The sequence below is a fragment of the Hymenobacter setariae genome (assembly GCF_007713685.1).
Classification (GTDB): Bacteria; Bacteroidota; Bacteroidia; order Cytophagales; family Hymenobacteraceae; genus Hymenobacter; species Hymenobacter setariae.
The window spans coordinates 324,082-338,860 of sequence record NZ_VMRJ01000004.1 but is presented as its reverse complement, the minus strand read 5'-3'; the positions used below and the strand labels follow the sequence as shown (position 1 = coordinate 338,860).

At 59.9% G+C, this 14,779-nt stretch carries 13 protein-coding genes; 4 read left to right on the top strand and 9 right to left on the bottom strand.

All coding sequences use genetic code 11. The features are described from left to right. Positions 1-96: 96 nt before the first annotated feature. The 5 genes from FNT36_RS16325 to FNT36_RS16305 form a co-directional block, all read right to left on the bottom strand. On the bottom strand, positions 97-903 hold the full coding sequence (locus tag FNT36_RS16325; protein ID WP_233635982.1) for an SDR family NAD(P)-dependent oxidoreductase: 807 nt from the start codon (positions 901-903) through the stop codon (positions 97-99). Continuing rightward, a complete protein-coding gene (locus FNT36_RS16320) occupies positions 885-1,781 on the bottom strand; it encodes an aldo/keto reductase (RefSeq protein WP_233635981.1) in 897 nt (298 codons plus the stop codon). Before FNT36_RS16320 ends, FNT36_RS16325 begins: the two co-directional genes overlap by 19 nt. Continuing rightward, positions 1,778-2,959, bottom strand: a complete 1,182-nt coding sequence (gene pseC, locus FNT36_RS16315; protein ID WP_144849868.1) for a UDP-4-amino-4,6-dideoxy-N-acetyl-beta-L-altrosamine transaminase — start codon at positions 2,957-2,959, stop codon at positions 1,778-1,780. Before pseC ends, FNT36_RS16320 begins: the two co-directional genes overlap by 4 nt. A 16-nt stretch (positions 2,960-2,975) precedes the next feature. After that, the gene (gene mutM, locus FNT36_RS16310; RefSeq protein WP_144849866.1) at positions 2,976-3,803 is read right to left on the bottom strand and encodes a DNA-formamidopyrimidine glycosylase; all 828 of its coding nucleotides are present in this window, start codon (positions 3,801-3,803) and stop codon (positions 2,976-2,978) included. 113 nt (positions 3,804-3,916) lie between these two features. Further along, the gene (locus tag FNT36_RS16305) at positions 3,917-4,894 is read right to left on the bottom strand and encodes a M48 family metalloprotease (protein ID WP_144849864.1); all 978 of its coding nucleotides are present in this window, start codon (positions 4,892-4,894) and stop codon (positions 3,917-3,919) included. 202 nt (positions 4,895-5,096) lie between these two features. Here FNT36_RS16305 and FNT36_RS16300 point away from each other — a divergent pair, with 202 nt between their 5' ends. Next, positions 5,097-5,921, top strand: coding sequence for a polyphosphate kinase 2 family protein (locus tag FNT36_RS16300; protein WP_144849862.1), 825 nt, complete (start codon positions 5,097-5,099; stop codon positions 5,919-5,921). Between the two features lie 84 nt (positions 5,922-6,005). Here the strand turns inward: FNT36_RS16300 and FNT36_RS16295 are convergent, their stop codons facing one another. Together FNT36_RS16295 and FNT36_RS16290 are read right to left on the bottom strand one after the other, a co-directional pair. Next, a complete protein-coding gene (locus FNT36_RS16295) occupies positions 6,006-6,254 on the bottom strand; it encodes a hypothetical protein (protein WP_144849860.1) in 249 nt (82 codons plus the stop codon). Positions 6,255-6,572: 318 nt separating this feature from the next. Beyond that, positions 6,573-7,949, bottom strand: a complete 1,377-nt coding sequence (locus FNT36_RS16290; RefSeq protein ID WP_144849858.1) for a type IX secretion system plug protein — start codon at positions 7,947-7,949, stop codon at positions 6,573-6,575. A 145-nt stretch (positions 7,950-8,094) separates the two neighbouring features. Between FNT36_RS16290 and FNT36_RS16285 the strand changes: the two genes are divergently transcribed. The 3 genes from FNT36_RS16285 to FNT36_RS16275 all read left to right on the top strand — a co-directional run bounded on the left by FNT36_RS16285 (position 8,095) and on the right by FNT36_RS16275 (position 10,259). Then, a complete protein-coding gene (locus tag FNT36_RS16285; protein WP_144849856.1) occupies positions 8,095-8,430 on the top strand; it encodes a cupin domain-containing protein in 336 nt (111 codons plus the stop codon). 148 nt (positions 8,431-8,578) lie between these two features. Continuing rightward, a complete protein-coding gene (locus FNT36_RS16280; RefSeq protein WP_144849854.1) occupies positions 8,579-8,911 on the top strand; it encodes a hypothetical protein in 333 nt (110 codons plus the stop codon). Positions 8,912-9,146: 235 nt separating this feature from the next. Next, complete coding sequence (locus tag FNT36_RS16275; RefSeq protein WP_144849852.1) at positions 9,147-10,259, top strand: acyltransferase family protein; 1,113 nt, start codon at positions 9,147-9,149, stop codon at positions 10,257-10,259. A gap of 156 nt (positions 10,260-10,415) precedes the next feature. On the opposite strand, the gene FNT36_RS16270 is transcribed toward FNT36_RS16275, so the two are convergent. Both FNT36_RS16270 and FNT36_RS16265 read right to left on the bottom strand, forming a co-directional pair. After that, positions 10,416-12,332, bottom strand: coding sequence for an ABC-F family ATP-binding cassette domain-containing protein (locus FNT36_RS16270; RefSeq protein WP_144849850.1), 1,917 nt, complete (start codon positions 12,330-12,332; stop codon positions 10,416-10,418). Positions 12,333-12,502: 170 nt separating this feature from the next. Then, the gene (locus tag FNT36_RS16265) at positions 12,503-14,674 is read right to left on the bottom strand and encodes a hypothetical protein (RefSeq protein WP_144849848.1); all 2,172 of its coding nucleotides are present in this window, start codon (positions 14,672-14,674) and stop codon (positions 12,503-12,505) included. Between the last annotated feature and the right edge of the window lie 105 nt (positions 14,675-14,779).

Genomic DNA, 14,779 nt, shown 5'->3' with positions numbered 1-14,779 from the left:
CGCAGCGAAGCAGCTGGCGGAGCGCAGTAACTTCTTGCGCTCGCAGACCTAGGTGTGTGAGAGGCTTTGCTGCGCTACAGGATAGATAACAAGACGTCAGCGGATGGTCCAGCCGCCATCCACAACGAGATTATGGCCAGTTACGAAGTTCGACGCGGCTGAGCTGAGAAATACGAATGCGCCGGCCAAGTCTTGGGGCTCGCCCACGCGCTCTAGCGGAATACGGCGGCGCAGCTCGCCTTCAAAGCCATCTTTTTCGCGCACTTTGTCAGAAGGAAACGCACCCGGCGACACGCAGTTGACTTGGATGTTTTCGGGCCCTAGGTAGGAGGCGAAATACTTGGTAAGCTGAATCATGGCCGCTTTGCCCGCGCCGTAGTGCGGCGGGTTCAAAAATTGCGGGTACTCGTCGTAGGCCGCGAAGTCGGGCGCCACGATGCCATACATAGAGGCCACATTGATGATTTTGCCCGCGCCGCGCTCGCGCAAGTAGGGCAGCACCTCGCGCAGGCAGCGATAGGCCGCACCCACCGAGCCGTCGAGGCTGAGTGCAAAATCTTCATCGGAAAGCGCGTCGGGCTGTTGGCCGCGGCCGTAGTAGGCATTGTTAATCAACACGCTCGGTAGGCCGTGCAGCTCCTGGCTGCGCCGGAACGCCGCCCGCACCGAGTCAGTCGAGGCCACGTCACAGGCAAGGAAGTGCAGTGTGGCGGGCCGCTCTGGAAAAGCACTTTTGAATTTCTCTTCATCGCGCCCCAGCGCTACTACGTGTGCGCCGTGGGCCAGCAAGCCTGCCGCGATGGCCTGCCCTAGGTGCCCGTAGCCCCCCGTGAGCAGCACTACCTGGCCGCTGAGGTCGAACATAGTGCGGTAAAAATCGGCGGTCAGGGGCGCGGCGGCCATGTATAAGGCAGGATAAAAGTGTCAGTAGGTTCGGCCAGCTCAGCCAGGGCCGGGCGTAGGGCTTCGGCGGTGGTTAGGTGCGGCGCGGCGGCCAAGTTTTCGTGCAAATTAGCCACCGAATCGACGCCGATTACGGTGCGTACCACGCCGGGCGCGTAGGCCGCAAACAGCAGTAAGAGGGCAGGCAGTGGCACGCCCGCGTCGGCCGCGAGGTGGCGCAGGCGTGTCAGCTTGGGGGTGAGGGGCCGAAAAAAATCGGGCAGCGTGGCTGGCTCGCGCAGCAATAAACCCTGCAAAAAGGCCGACCGCACGTGTACTTCTAACCCATGCGCCGCCAGCCGCGGCAGCACGGCCGCAAAGCGCTGGTCGAGTACATTGTAGGGCACCTGCACTAGGTCTATATCCCAGCCTTCGGCTAGTAGCCACTCAGCCTCGTGCGGGTGGTAGAGCGATACGCCGATGCGCGCCACCTTCCCCGCCGCCCGCGCTGCTTGCAACGCCTGCCAGGCGGCTGGCTCGTCTTGCAAGGGCTTGAAGGCATGAAACATGACTCCGTATAAGTTCTTTCGCCGCAGCCGACCTAGGGACTCGGCCAGGTGCTGTGCCACCTGCGCGGGCGGTCCGGCTGGCAGCTTAGTAATCAGTTCAAAAGCCGGATTCTTGCCTGCTAGCTCACCCAGCCGAGCCTCGCTATTGCCATAGGCGGCGGCAGTATCAAGCAGCGTGAGGTCAGCGGCTTGGGCAGCGGCCAGCACCTCGGCCACGGCTTCGGTAGATGGCTGCCCCGTCTGGTTGTTCAGGCCATAGGCCAGGCCAAACTGCGCGGTGCCTAGGGCCAGGCGCTGCGCAAGATGCGCGGTGTCGGGCGCGGTGCTCACGCGGGGTTGTGGGCTAAAAACTCCTGCACGCAGGCTACCACGTAGGCTTGCTCCTCATCGATGAGGGTGGGGTAGAGCGGCAAGCTGAGGCAGCGGCTATAATATGCCTCGGCGTACGGAAAATCGCCGAATTTCCACCCTAGGTTTTCGTAGTACGGCATCCGGTGCACGGGCACGTAATGCACTTGCGCTAGCACGTTTTTGGTGCGCAAAAACTCGTAGAGACCGCGCCTATTCTCAACCTGAATAACGTATAAGTGGTAAGCGTGGCCCGGCTGGCCAGGGGCCAATACAGATATGCCCGGCATATCGGTAAAGGCCGCGTCGTACTGCGCGGCTAGCTGGCGGCGGCGGGCCAGGCCTTCGTCGGCGCGAGCTAATTGGCTGGCACCTAGGGCACAGTTGATATCCGAAATGCGGTAGTTGTAGCCCAGTTCTTGCATTTCCATGTACCAGCCGCCCTCGTCTTGGCGCAGTAGGCCGGTGGCCTCGCGCTCGATGCCGTGGGTGCGCAAGCGGCGCAGGCGGCGAGCCAGCGCGTCGTCGTTGGTAGTGACCATACCGCCCTCGCCGGTGGCAATGTGCTTAACGGGGTGGAAGCTGAAAATGGCCAATTCGGCCAGTTGGCCGCTACCGCAGCGGCGCTCCTGGCCTTGGCTGTCCAAAAAGAAGCCCCCCGGCGCGTGGCAGGCGTCTTCGATTATCCAGAGGCCAAACTCGTCGGCCAGTGCCCGGGCTTCTTCCAGGTTTACGGCCAAGCCAGCAAAGTCAACCGGAATCAGACCCGTGAAATGGCCTTTGGGGTGCGCTTCAAGCAGCTTCCTAACGGCTTTTAAGTCAAGTAGGCCCGTGGCTGGGTCGATATCGGCAAAGTGTACCTCACCGCCGCAATAGCGCACGCAGTTGGCCGACGCCGCAAAGGTGATAGGCGTAGTGATGACGCGCTGGCCGGGCTGCACATCCAGCGCCAGCGCGCATAGGTGCAGGGCGGCCGTGCCGTTGGTGACGGCCACGGCGTGCTTGGCGCCGACGTAGGTCGCAAATGCAGCTTCGAACTCGGCCACTTTCGGGCCTTGAGTCAGAAAGTCGGAGCGGAGCGTTTCGACCACGGCTGCCACGTCAGCGTCGCTGATGTGCTGGCGGCCGTAGGGTAGGGGGTGAGAGGGAGGCGTGGGCATGGCCCGCAAAAGTACGCTAACCGGCTGGCGTAGGCTGGCACCTAGGGCAGGTGTAGGTGGCCCGGCCGCCCACATAGCCTTTGTCGATTTTGGTCTTGGGGTGGCGCGGGCAGAAAGTGTGGGCATCAGTGCCCGGCGTAGCCGAGTCGTCCCACTCGCGAGCGTGGATGAGGAAGCTGGCCGGGAAGTGCCGGTAGTTGGCCTCGTGCTGTATGGCGGTTGTCAGCACTAGCTGAATAGCGTCGTGCAGGGCCTTGGTTTCCTTCTCGGTAAACGAGTTGCCTAAGCGCTCGGGGTGGATTTTCGCCTGAAATAGCACTTCATCCACTATCCAATTGCCTAGGCCAGCAGTCAGGCTCTGGTCGAGCAGCAGCGGCTTCACAAATACTTTGCGGCGGTTCAGTTTCTGGTGCAGCTCGGCGGGCGTTATTTGCAGGGCATCGGGACCTAACTTCTTGGCCTTTTGATATGCCTCGGCGCTGCCGGCCAGCCGGATGCGCCCAAACTTACGCGGGTCAATAAAGGCTAGGTTCAGCCCCGAGTCGGCCAGCTGCCACGCCACGCGAGTGAAGCGCGGGGCATCAGGGGCGTCGCGAAAGGCTCCGATGTCGCCAGTCATGCCAAAGTGCAGCACCAGCAAGCGGCCGTTATCCAGCTCCAAAAAGCAGTTTTTACCTAGCCGGCCAGTGCCGGTAATGGTGCGGCCCACCACGGCGGCGCGCAACTCGTCTTCGGGCACGGCCAGCACATGCGCGTCGCGCACTTCGAGGCCAGTAATCGTCTGGCCCACCGCTACTTCATCGATGAAGCGGCGGTAGGTTTCGACTTCGGGTAGTTCGGGCATCTCTATAATAAGTAAGTAGCAAGGAATAAGAACAGCGAGGCCGCAAAAAATAGCGTCCGTCATGCTCGCAGCGCAGCATGACGGACGCTATACGTTGAGCTTTTAAACTTCGGCTAGTCGTGGAGCTTAGCTACGCGCTGACCAGCTTTGTTATACACATCGCCGCGAGGCGTCACGAAAAGGGCGCGCTGCTGGCTGTCTTCGAGCACGTAGGGGAAGGCGGCGTTGCCGGTGCGGCGCAGGCGGCCCACTACCTCGGCAGCGCGCACCCGGCTGGCCTCGTCGTCGGTTTCGCTACTCTCGTCGGCTAGGCGCACTACGCTCAGGGCGCTGGTGAGGTAAAAGGGCACCTCAGGGTTATCGCGAAAAGTGAGCTGGCCCACTAGCCGCACGGGTGCATTAGAAACTCCGCGTGCCAAGGCCTCCGTAGCGCTCGACGAGCGGCTGATGGCTTCGTCAGTCTCGTCCGCATCAGCTACCTGGGGGCGTGGCGCCAGTGCGATAGGCTGGGCCGAAGGCGCGGCAGTACCAGCTTTGGCCACGGCGGCCAACTGGGTATTGGCTCGGTTCCAGCCCTGGCTGATGGCCGCCAGGCGAGGCGTACGGCCGGGGTGGGTGGCAGAACCTTCATCGTCGGCCACGGTAGCCATAGCGGCCTGAGCTTGCGCCAAACTGGCACCTAGGCGCCGCAGCACAAAGCCCGAAAACTCGTCGGCTTCCAACTCATCCTGCGGCTGTGAGCCGCCGCTACGCAGCGTATGGCCATTGAGGTGATGGCCCATTTCGTGAGCCAAGATGCTGATGCCGCCCCAGTCGGTATGGCCGGCACGGTTTACGGCCGCCAAAAACTTAGGATTATAGAGCAGGTAGCGCTTGCCATTGTAGGCCACGGCGGCAGCATTGGGCACCACGGTAGTAGCCCGCAGCTCGAAGCGCGGCTGCAAGCCCACGGCCTCGGTGATTTCACGAATGATGCCGGCCGCCTGGCTGGCGGGCAGGTCGGGGGTGGTTTGGGCCTGGGCGGCGGGGGCCGCGGCCAGCAGCCCTAGGGCCACCGCCAGCGGGCGGAAAAAGCGGGGAAGAAAGGGCATTGGTAAAAAGAAAAGAGGCGAGGGGAATCATGTGTCATTGCGAGCATAGCACGGCAATGATAAGCTTTTTTCAAAGGCAATTCTGACGCCAAAAAGCCGGGTCAGCCGGCAGCTTTCAGCTATTTATACAACGCAAAAGCCCCCCTTTTTCGTTTACTAAAAGCACGGCCACTACTGGCCGTGCTTTTGTGTTTTTTGACTTATGCCCCACGACCATTCTGCCACTACGCCCGCTGTGCGCGTGGCCCCCGGCAAGCCCCTGCGCCTCGCCGACATCGACCCCGACAATACCAAGCCCTTCAAGGATAAAAAGCACGCGAAAGAGCGCTTAAAAGAACTGCGCAAACAACTCAGCGACTTGCAGGAAAATCTTTACGCCGAGCACCGCCAGAGCTTGCTGTTGGTATTTCAGGCCATTGACACGGGCGGCAAGGATGGGGCCATCCGCAAGCTGCTAACGGGCCTTAACCCGGCTGGGGTGCAGGTAGCGGCCTTTAAGGCACCTAGCAAAGCAGAGCTAGACCACGATTTTTTGTGGCGCGTGCACCAGCAAACGCCAGGCAAAGGCCACATTGGGGTATTCAACCGCTCGCACTACGAAGACGTGCTCGTGACCCGCGTGCACAACCTCATTGGGCCTGAGGTGTGGGTGCCGCGTTATGAGGACATCAACAACTTTGAGCAACTGCTGACCCGCGACGGCACCCGCATCATTAAGTTCTTCCTTCATATTTCTAAAAAGGAGCAGGCCGAGCGCCTGCAAGCCCGCCTCGACGACCCTGCCAAGCGTTGGAAGTTTGAGCCAGACGACCTCAAGGAGCGCAAGCTGTGGGACAGCTACCAAGAGGCGTTTCAGGATGCGCTGGCGGCCTGTTCCACGCCCGATGCGCCGTGGTACGTCATTCCAGCCAACCACAAGTGGGCCCGCGACCTCGCCATTGCCGAGATAGTGGTGGCTGCCCTAGCCGAGATGAACCCTCAGCCGCCCGCCGCCGACTTCGACGTAGCCGCGCAGGTAGTAGAATAAATAACTGGCGTAAGAGGTAAGGGGGTGATGCTGTTCGCACAATCTGAACAGCATCACCCCCTTACCTCTTACGCCAGTTATTTATTAGTTAAGCCATACGGTGGCTACTTCTTCGAAGCGGTGGGCGGCAAAGGCGCCGTAGGGCCGCTCGGCATAGAAGCCCAGCACGTGCACCTGGGGCTGGCCGCTGCGCACATGGGGCAGCACGCGCACCGGGTATACCCGGCCGGCCGTGGGCCAGTCGCCTACGTAGCCAGCGGGTGGGTTCGCATCATTTACGCAGCGGGCAAATTGCTGCACCGGAAGGGGAGTAGGAAGCTGAGTCTTACGCATAACCAAAGATACGAATTTTTTTCGAAAAAACTAAAAATATTGGGAAGCAAAAGTGAGACTAATTAACTACGCTAAGATGAAGATGCAAGGAAGCTGCCCCGTTCACTCACCAAGCCAGTGGCTACTCGGTAAGCTGCTGATTACTAAAAGTGGCCCTAGGTAAACCCAATAGCCATGTCACCAGGTTTTAGTGCACCTATACGCTCCATTTTAGATGAATTATTGGTGAAGATACGACAAAACCCCGCTTGCCGGATGTTTGGCAGGGCGGGGTTTTGCGCGTAGTAATGCAAATGCTTGTAGCAACGAGGCCTAGGGCTATCGCTTGTTCAGGTCGAGGTACTGGTAAGCGATGAGCAAGTCGGTGCGGGTGCCCGGCGGGCGGTAGTACACCAGCAGGTCGTACTGGTTTTCGGTCTCGGTGTGAGTGCCTTCAAAATAAAGTTCGTCTGGCGGTGCAGTGGCAGCCCTAGGTGCCACTGCGTAGCTGTAGCTGTAGTAGCCTTGCTTGAGCAGGGCCCGGCCGGTGTAGCGCTGCTGCAAGCTGTCGTAGGTGAGCCGGAACTCGTCCTTAAGCTGCCAGTCGCTGAGGGCGCCTAGCACGTACACTGGGCCCGGCGCGGGCCGCTCGGCCCGCAGGTTGAAGGTGACTTGGGCATAGTCGCCATTGATAGCGCCCTCGCCAAACTCGCGGTTCTCGAAGATGCGCTTGCCATTAGCGTCCTCGTACTGGTTGTAGGCCTGGCCGTTGCGGGTGGCTTCGGGCAGCAGCTCTACCTGCACGGGGTTGGCCTGCCGACCTAGGCGCGCGATGCCCAACCCATTGGCCTGCAAAGAGCGCATATCGAAGTAGCGGTACTCGCTGAGGCCCGGAAATGCGTTTTCGTAGTTGATGTACTGGTACTCGAGCACGCGCTCGGCGTCGCGCACGAAGGTGGGGCGCAGGTTGTAGTGGGCATTGTCCCAGCGGAAGTTTTGGCGCAGCACCACTTTCACTTCCTGAGCGGGGTTCAACAGCTCTACGGCGGCGTAGTTGATGCGAAAATTGAGCTGCTGGTAGGCGTAGCGCGCCTCCACGCCCCCGGCCAGGATGCCCGGCGCGAGGCTGGCCACCACTTGGTTTTCATACACCAGCAGGCGGCGCGATATCAGCGGCGCCCCGCCCCGTCCCTGCACCACCAGCAGGTAGTTGCCGCTCAGCTTTACGCGAGGCACAGCCAGCGTGTAGTGGTAGTAAGGCACCTTCGTATTGACGGAAGTGCGGTAGCTATTGATATTAATCTCATTAATATCATCTAAGAACTGCAAATCGGTGAGCGTGGAGGGCTGCCAATTGATATCGCAGTTGATGAGCTTGGCCGTGAGGCGCGGCGGCTGCTCGCCCAGCACGTCAAACTCCAGCGTAATGGGCTGCTCTTGGCTGAGGGGCACGATGGGCGGGCTCAGCACGGCCGTGGGGTTGGTGGCCAGGCCCGTGGTAGTGAGGGTAGAGGTGGTGCCGGTGCCTACGTAGCACTGCACGCTCTTCACGCTGGGGTCGTAGATGTAGTCGTAGTAGCGCAGCTGGGCGCTGGCGGCCGGTGCGGCAGCTCGCTGCTGGCTGGCGGGCAGGTCGGCATTGGTGATAGGGGTACCTAGGGGTACGCAGGCCGTGGCGAGCAGCAGAAGTGGGTAGGGAAGGTGGCGAAAGCGCATAGAGCGAAAGTACGGCTAGGGAGATACGAAGGTGAAGCATTGCAGAAAAGTAGACCTAGGGTGCCATGGGCTGCCGCTGGCGCAAACAGTGGCCTAAGCAGCTGGTTTAGCTGAAAATACTCCCCACCTTGTGAACATAATTAGTATGAAATCAGCAGTAACGACCGAGCCGCAGGCCCAGATATGGGAAACTGTGAGCGAGGGCGTCACGCGCACTGTGCTGCGTGCCGAGCCCGGCGAAAAGCGCGTGCTCATCAAGATAGCAGCGGGCCACACCTACCCCCACCATGCTCACGCCACTCCCGACGAGGTATTTGTGGTAGAGGGCGTGTACAGCGACCCCGGCGTGGAAAACGGCCGCCCGTTTGCGGCTGGTTCTTATCTCTACTACCCGCCCGGTACCGACCATTATGCCAGCAGTCCCGCCGGCTCGGGCGGCTGCACCATTCTGGTTTGGAATGCGGGCACGCCTGCCAAGTAGGCTCCTAGGTGCGCTGGTGGCAGTCCGAAAGTAGCAAAGGGCTACTAGGTTAAAGTATAGGAGTTGGTGAGAGTTCGGCCTAGGTGGTACATTGCCAGGGCGTTGAGCATCAGTACACTAAATTATACTTTTTTCTGCAAACAATAAGATGGAAGCAAGCCAAGCTGCCGACCAGCAACCCGACAACTACCTGTATCAGTACGCCGCTAACCTCCTGGCCAGTGGCAAAAGCAGCACCGAAGTAGAGCGCCTGCTAATGCTGAAAGGCCTCGCGGCCGACGACGCCAGTGCTATGGTGGGCGAACTGGAAAACCCCGTGCAAGATGTCCGAAAAGCCCAGGCTAAAAAAGATATGTTGTATGGCGGCCTCTGGTGCGTGGGCGGCCTCGCGCTTACACTAGCCGATGTAGGCTTTGTGTTTTGGGGTGCCATTCTGTTTGGAGGCATTCAGTTCATCAAAGGCGTAACTAATCTGAAATAACACTTACTCATTTCCGCCAACAAAAGGCCCCCGCTCGCAGCAAATCGCTGCGAGCGGGGGCCTTTTGCGCTAGCGCGTAGCGAGCTTCTCTTTCGGTAATTAGCAGCGAGCTCAGCACGAGTGCTCCCTAGGTGGCCCAGTGTACTGGGCACTTGCCACCACTCAGCAACGACCTTAGCCACCTCATTGGCAGCTGAAGAGGTGCCCTGCTGCTTGAATACCCTAAGGCAAAGGCATGGACAATAACAGATTAGGTACAAAGCCGCATTATCAAATACTAGATGGGCTGCGGGGCGTGGCGGCCATTATCGTGGTGTTTTTTCACCTGGCCGAGCCGCTTGCCAGCGGCCACCTCGACAATATTGTCAATCACGGCTACCTAGCGGTCGATTTTTTCTTTCTTCTGTCCGGCTTTGTCATTGGGTATGCCTACGACGACAGGTGGAGCAACCTGACCATCGGGGGCTTTCTGCGGCGCCGCTTCGAGCGGTTGCAGCCACTCGTGGTGCTGGGCATGACGCTCGGCGCCGTGGGCTTTTACTTTACCGATTCTACTATCTGGCCGCTCATCCATACGGTGCCGGTGTGGAAGCTGCTCGTGGTCATGCTGATAGGCTATACGGTGCTGCCCATTCCGCTGTCGATGGACATCCGGGGCTGGCAAGAAATGCACCCGCTCAATAGCGTTGGCTGGTCGTTGTTTTTCGAGTATGTAGCCAATATTCTCTACGCGCTCGGCATCCGAAAGCTGTCCAATAAAGCGCTGGCTGGTTTGGTAGCAGCGGCCGGCGCATTACTGTTACATTTTGCCCTAACTAATCCGAACGGCGACGTTGCGGGTGGCTGGACCCTGAACGCCGAGCATCTACGCATTGGCATCACGCGCACCCTATTTCCATTTTTTGCCGGCTTGCTTTTATCACGGGTGGCAAAGCCAACCTATATCAAAAATGCTTTCTTTTGGTGCAGTGCACTAGTCGCCGTTGTGCTGCTGATGCCAAGGATAGGCGGGGCAACGCACTTGTGGCTGAATGGGTTGTATGACGCTTTTTGCATCATTATTGTCTTTCCGCTCATCGTGTACATCGGCGCTAGCGGGGTGGTCCACAACCAGGCAGAAGATAGGATTTGCCGATTTCTGGGTAATATCTCATACCCCTTGTACATGACGCACTATGTACTTGTTTATTTCTACGTGGCCTGGATAAGCAATCACAAAGGCATTACCCTAGGGCAGACCTGGCCTTATGCACTGCTTACTTTTTCGGGAGCTATCATACTAGCTTACGCCAGCCTGAAGCTCTACGATGAGCCAGTGAGAGCTTGGCTGCGAAAAAAGCTGAAGTAATGCCATGTTAGTTTAGCTGCCTGCACCTGCCTAGGTCCGTTAGTGCTAGGCAGGTGGCCGCCTACAGCAGCACGCAATAAATCATTAGGCGCGGCCACAAAAAAGCCCCGTCAGAAACCTATAGACTCTGGCGGGGCTTTTTTGTGGTTGGTTTGGCTACATCTCGGCCAGCATTTCCCAGCGGTCGTTGAGCTTCGCCAGCTCTTTTTTCACTTGCTCAAACTTCACTGTCGTGTCCTTGAGCTGCGCCGTGTTTTGGTAAATCTTGGGGTCGGCCAATTGCTTTTCGTACACGGCCATTTCCTTTTCCAGTTTGTCGATGTTGGCTTCTACCTCGGCTAACTCTTTCAACGCCTTCTTTTGGTCGGGCGAAGAAGTTTTGTTTACCGTGGGTACGGGCTCGGCTACGGCAGCGGGCTTGGGGGCTGGCTTGGGCGCCGAGGGGCTGGGCAGGCCGGCTTTCTTGGCGGCTTTCTCGCGCTCATCCTGCCACTGCTCGTACTCGTGGTAGGTGCCGGGGTACTCTTTCAACTGGTAGTCTTCGATATACCAGATTTTGGTGGCCACATTCTCCACGAAGTAACGGTCGTGGCTAATCACAATGAACGTGCCCTCGTACTGCTCTAGGGCCTGAATGAGGATGTTAACCGACTGCATGTCCAAGTGGTTGGTCGGTTCGTCAAGCAGCAGGAAATTGGCTTCCGAAATTAGGGTTTTGGCCAAGGCCACGCGGCTTTTCTCGCCGCCGCTCAGCACCTTGATTTTCTTGTATACGTCGTCGCCCGTGAACAAAAACGAACCTAGGACGCTGCGCAGCTCCATCTCGTTGCGCTTCGAGCCGGCCTCGTTCATCTCCTGCAGTATCTCGTTGTCGATGGTCAGGCTTTCGAGCTGGTGCTGCGCGTAGAAGGCCATAATCACGTTGTGGCCGAGCTGGTGCTTGCCGGCGGTGGGCTGCTCGGCCCCGGCCACTAGGCGCATCAAGGTCGATTTACCCTTGCCGTTGGCGCCAATAAGCGCGATTTTATCGCCCCGCTCGATGTGCACGTGCGTGTCGCGGAAGATGAGCTTCTCGCCGTAGCTTTTGCCCACATGCTCCATGCGCAGAATATGGCGGCCAGGCTGCTGCGAAAACGTAAACTTGAAGTTGACGCGAGCGGCGTCGGGCGCTACGGCCTCGATGCGCTCTAGCTTGTCGAGGGCCTTCACGCGGCTCTGGGCCTGCTTGGCCTTGCTGGCGCTGGCCTTGAAGCGCTCGATAAAGCGCTCAGCCTGCTTGATGGCAGCTTGCTGGTTGTCGTATGCGCCCTGCTGAATCTCGGTGCGTAACACCTTCTCTTCCTGGTAGAACGAGTAGTTGCCGGCGTAGGGGTGCAGCTTGCCGCCGCTCACCTCCACGGTGGTATTGGTGGTGCCATCGAGGAATTCGCGGTCGTGGCTCACGATGATAACCGCGCCTTCGTAGCTCGCCAGGTAGGTCTCAATCCACTTGATGGAGGGCAGGTCCAAGTGGTTGGTCGGTTCGTCGAGCAGCAGCAGCGAGGGCTGCTGGAGCAGGATTTTGGCTAGCATCACGCGCATGCGCCAGCCCCCCGAAAACGTCTTGAGCGGCTTCTGCAAGTCCTCTGTCGAGAAGCCCAGGCCTTCCAGAATCTCTTCGGCCTTCGACTGCATGGTGTAGCCACCTAGGGCCTCAAAACGCTCTTGCAGGTTGGCCAGCTTGTCGACTAGGTCATCGGTATAGTCGGTTTCAAACTTGAGCAGAATCTCGTCGATTTTTTTCTGAAGCTCAAGGGCTTCGGCAAAGGCCTGCATGGCCACGATGAGAATGGACTCGTGCGAGTCGTAGCTCAGCAAGTCCTGGTTCAGGAAGCCCAGGCTCACGTCCTTGCTCATCGAGATGGAGCCGCCATCGGGCCGGTACTCGCCCACCAGCAGGCGCAGCAAGGTCGATTTGCCGGTGCCGTTGAGGCCCACCAGGCCAATTTTATCCTTGGGTTTGATGTGCAGGCTGGCCCCGTCGTAGAGGGTGCGCGAGCCGAAGTGAAAGTCTAGGTCGGAGATGGAAATCATTACGCAGCGGATATGCAGGCACAAAGGTACGGCGCACAGCAGCGCGAACTTCACAAGCGGCGCTGCTGCGGGCGCATAAAAAAGGCCGTTCTAGCACTAGAACAGCCTTTTAGCTTCGGAAGTGCCTCCTGGGGCGGGCGGTACGTGTAGTTTTTGAGAGTAGCTGGTACCTAGGGCAGCGGCACAGTGTCGTTGTTTTGGCTGAGCTTCTGGGCTATTTTTTGGGGCACGCCCACGCTGTGCAGGCCGCCGCTGATGAGGCCCTGCCGCCAGGCCGAAAACACCGACGAGCGCAGCTCGCGGCGGGTGTTCATCTCGCCCGTCACGAAGCGGCCGCTGGGGCGCGGGTTGTTATCGCGGATAACAAGGCCATTGAGCAGCCCGTTGAGGAAGCGCTTGAAGAGCGGCTTTTTCAGCTCGCCATCCTTGTACTTATACATCGCGATTTTGAGGTCGGAGTAGCTGGCCTGCATAGTACCCGCCACGCGCCGGCGGTCGATGTGCATGTCGAAGGCAATGCGCTGGGCAATACCACTTTTAAACTCAATGAGCTTGGTGGGCTTCACCATTGGGTTGAGGATGCTAAAAGGCGTGGCGCCAAAGTAGCCCCAGAGGTGATGGCGGCCCTGGGGGTCGAGCATGGGCGCGCGCAGGTGCGCCTGCACGTAGCAGCGGTTTTGTACGTAGCCAGTGGCCTCGCCCGTGAGCGGGTTAGCTAGGGTTTGGGTGCGTGGGTTGTTGCTGAGGTGGCGCAGGGTAATGTTGAGACGGTCGAACGATAGGGTGCCCACGCGAGGTGTTTCGGCGCTGCGGTAGCGGGCCGCGATGGTGCCATTGCGCACATCGAGGCGGCCTACTTCGAGGTGCAGGCGCAGCTTGCGCATGGCTTCGGGCGTGAGCACCGACTGGTTGTGCCCCATGGGGCCGCGCCCATCGCTATTGAGCCCTAGCCAAGGCTTTTCGAGACTGATACGCGCCACCCGCACGTGGCTGTGGTCGGAAAGCAGGTTGAAATCGAAGCCCTGGGCTCGTAGTTCAGTCATGCGCACCCGCAGTTGGGTGGTTTGGTAGCCCGTCCGCCGGTTTAGCTGCACTGGGCTGAAGATGGGGTCGAGGGCGAGTCCAGTCAGGCGAATGGTGCGAGCCTTGGTGTCGAGGGAAGCGCGCTCGATGCTGGTAGGGTAGGCCGGGGGCCGAAACACCGCCGTGAGGCGGCCACTATGAGCTTGCCAGCTGCGGGCGTACAAGATGCGCCCCTGGTTGGCCTGCCCACCCAACGAATCGACCCGAATAGTGCGTCCCGTAGCGTAGAAATGGCGCATCACGGGCTTATGCCGCAGCCCCACAATGGCCACAAATCCATCGTTGATGGCTAAGTGCCCTAGGTCGGTGCGGCGGGCCAGCGGGGCCGCCAGCTGCCATAGGGGCGGCGGCGCCTGCGCAGGCGGCCGAAAGGCAAACCGTGGCTGCTGCACTATGGCCGAGTCGGCGCGCAGGCGGTGCTGGTGCTGCCAGGCCGCCGCTTGCACGCCCCGCACGCGCAGCTGCGGCAGCAGCAGCGTCACTTGCGTAGCGCCGGGCTTGCCCTGGCCCGGCGCAGGCGGCTCAATGCTAAGGGAGTCGAGTGTGAAAGATTGCTGCTGCGTGGAAAAGCTGGCCTTGGCTAGCGTGAGCACGTGGCCGCCTAGGCGTCCCTGTGGGTAGCGAACTAGGGCCTGCCAGGTCGCCGCGCCTCCTAAGCGCTGGGTATCGGCTAAGCCGGCCTTAGTAAAAAGAATATCGCGAGCTTCCACATCGGCCCGCGTGACTTGGATGGTAGGCTCGGCTTTAGGACCAAAAGTGCCCCCTAGGTGCCGCAAGGCCAAGTAGCCCAGCCGCAGTGGGTGCTGCTGGTACAGCGGCGCGGTGGGGTGGGGGGCGGGCTTTTTGGCCAAGGCCAGCACCTGCACGCGCAGTGAATCGAGCACTAGGCTATCGAGCGGTACGGTGCGGCCGCGTAGCAAGGCCAGCACACCCAGGCCCCGCAGGTCGAGCCGCCCTAGGTACATGGTGAGGCGCGGTAGGGTGTCGGCTAGCGGGCGGGCGGTGGGGCGCAGGACTACCCGGCGCAGGTGCAGAGCCCGCGGCCAAAGCTCGGTGCGCAGGCTGCCGATGCCGAGCTGGTACTGGCCGTGAGTTTGCTCGGCTACTTGCTTTTCGAGGGTGCGGCGTAGCCAGGGGTCGAGGCCCAGCCACAGCGCTGCTACTGCCAGCACCAGCAGCACTACTAGCGCTGCTCCAACTCGGCGTAGCCAGGTCTGCCAAAGGGGAGGGGCGACGGCGGAAGGGGATGAGTTACTCAAAAGCAGAAACTTAAGCTGAGTGCCTCCTAACGGCAAAGCGCTTGGGTAAGGTTGCGGTGGCAAGAGAATTAGCTCAACCTTCGGCGCTACGACACTCGTAAGAAG

Excerpts from the sequence above, each read along its gene's own strand:
- FNT36_RS16290 (WP_144849858.1), bottom strand. The coding sequence starts at position 7,949 with ATGCGCTTTCGCCACCTTCCCTACCCACTTCTGCTGCTCGCCACGGCC.
- FNT36_RS16300 (WP_144849862.1), top strand. The coding sequence starts at position 5,097 with ATGCCCCACGACCATTCTGCCACTACGCCCGCTGTGCGCGTGGCCCCC.
- FNT36_RS16280 (WP_144849854.1), top strand. The coding sequence starts at position 8,579 with ATGGAAGCAAGCCAAGCTGCCGACCAGCAACCCGACAACTACCTGTAT.
- mutM (WP_144849866.1), bottom strand. The coding sequence starts at position 3,803 with ATGCCCGAACTACCCGAAGTCGAAACCTACCGCCGCTTCATCGATGAA.
- FNT36_RS16325 (WP_233635982.1), bottom strand. The coding sequence starts at position 903 with ATGGCCGCCGCGCCCCTGACCGCCGATTTTTACCGCACTATGTTCGAC.
- FNT36_RS16295 (WP_144849860.1), bottom strand. The coding sequence starts at position 6,254 with ATGCGTAAGACTCAGCTTCCTACTCCCCTTCCGGTGCAGCAATTTGCC.
- FNT36_RS16285 (WP_144849856.1), top strand. The coding sequence starts at position 8,095 with ATGAAATCAGCAGTAACGACCGAGCCGCAGGCCCAGATATGGGAAACT.
- FNT36_RS16275 (WP_144849852.1), top strand. The coding sequence starts at position 9,147 with ATGGACAATAACAGATTAGGTACAAAGCCGCATTATCAAATACTAGAT.
- pseC (WP_144849868.1), bottom strand. The coding sequence starts at position 2,959 with ATGCCCACGCCTCCCTCTCACCCCCTACCCTACGGCCGCCAGCACATC.
- FNT36_RS16270 (WP_144849850.1), bottom strand. The coding sequence starts at position 12,332 with ATGATTTCCATCTCCGACCTAGACTTTCACTTCGGCTCGCGCACCCTC.
- FNT36_RS16305 (WP_144849864.1), bottom strand. The coding sequence starts at position 4,894 with ATGCCCTTTCTTCCCCGCTTTTTCCGCCCGCTGGCGGTGGCCCTAGGG.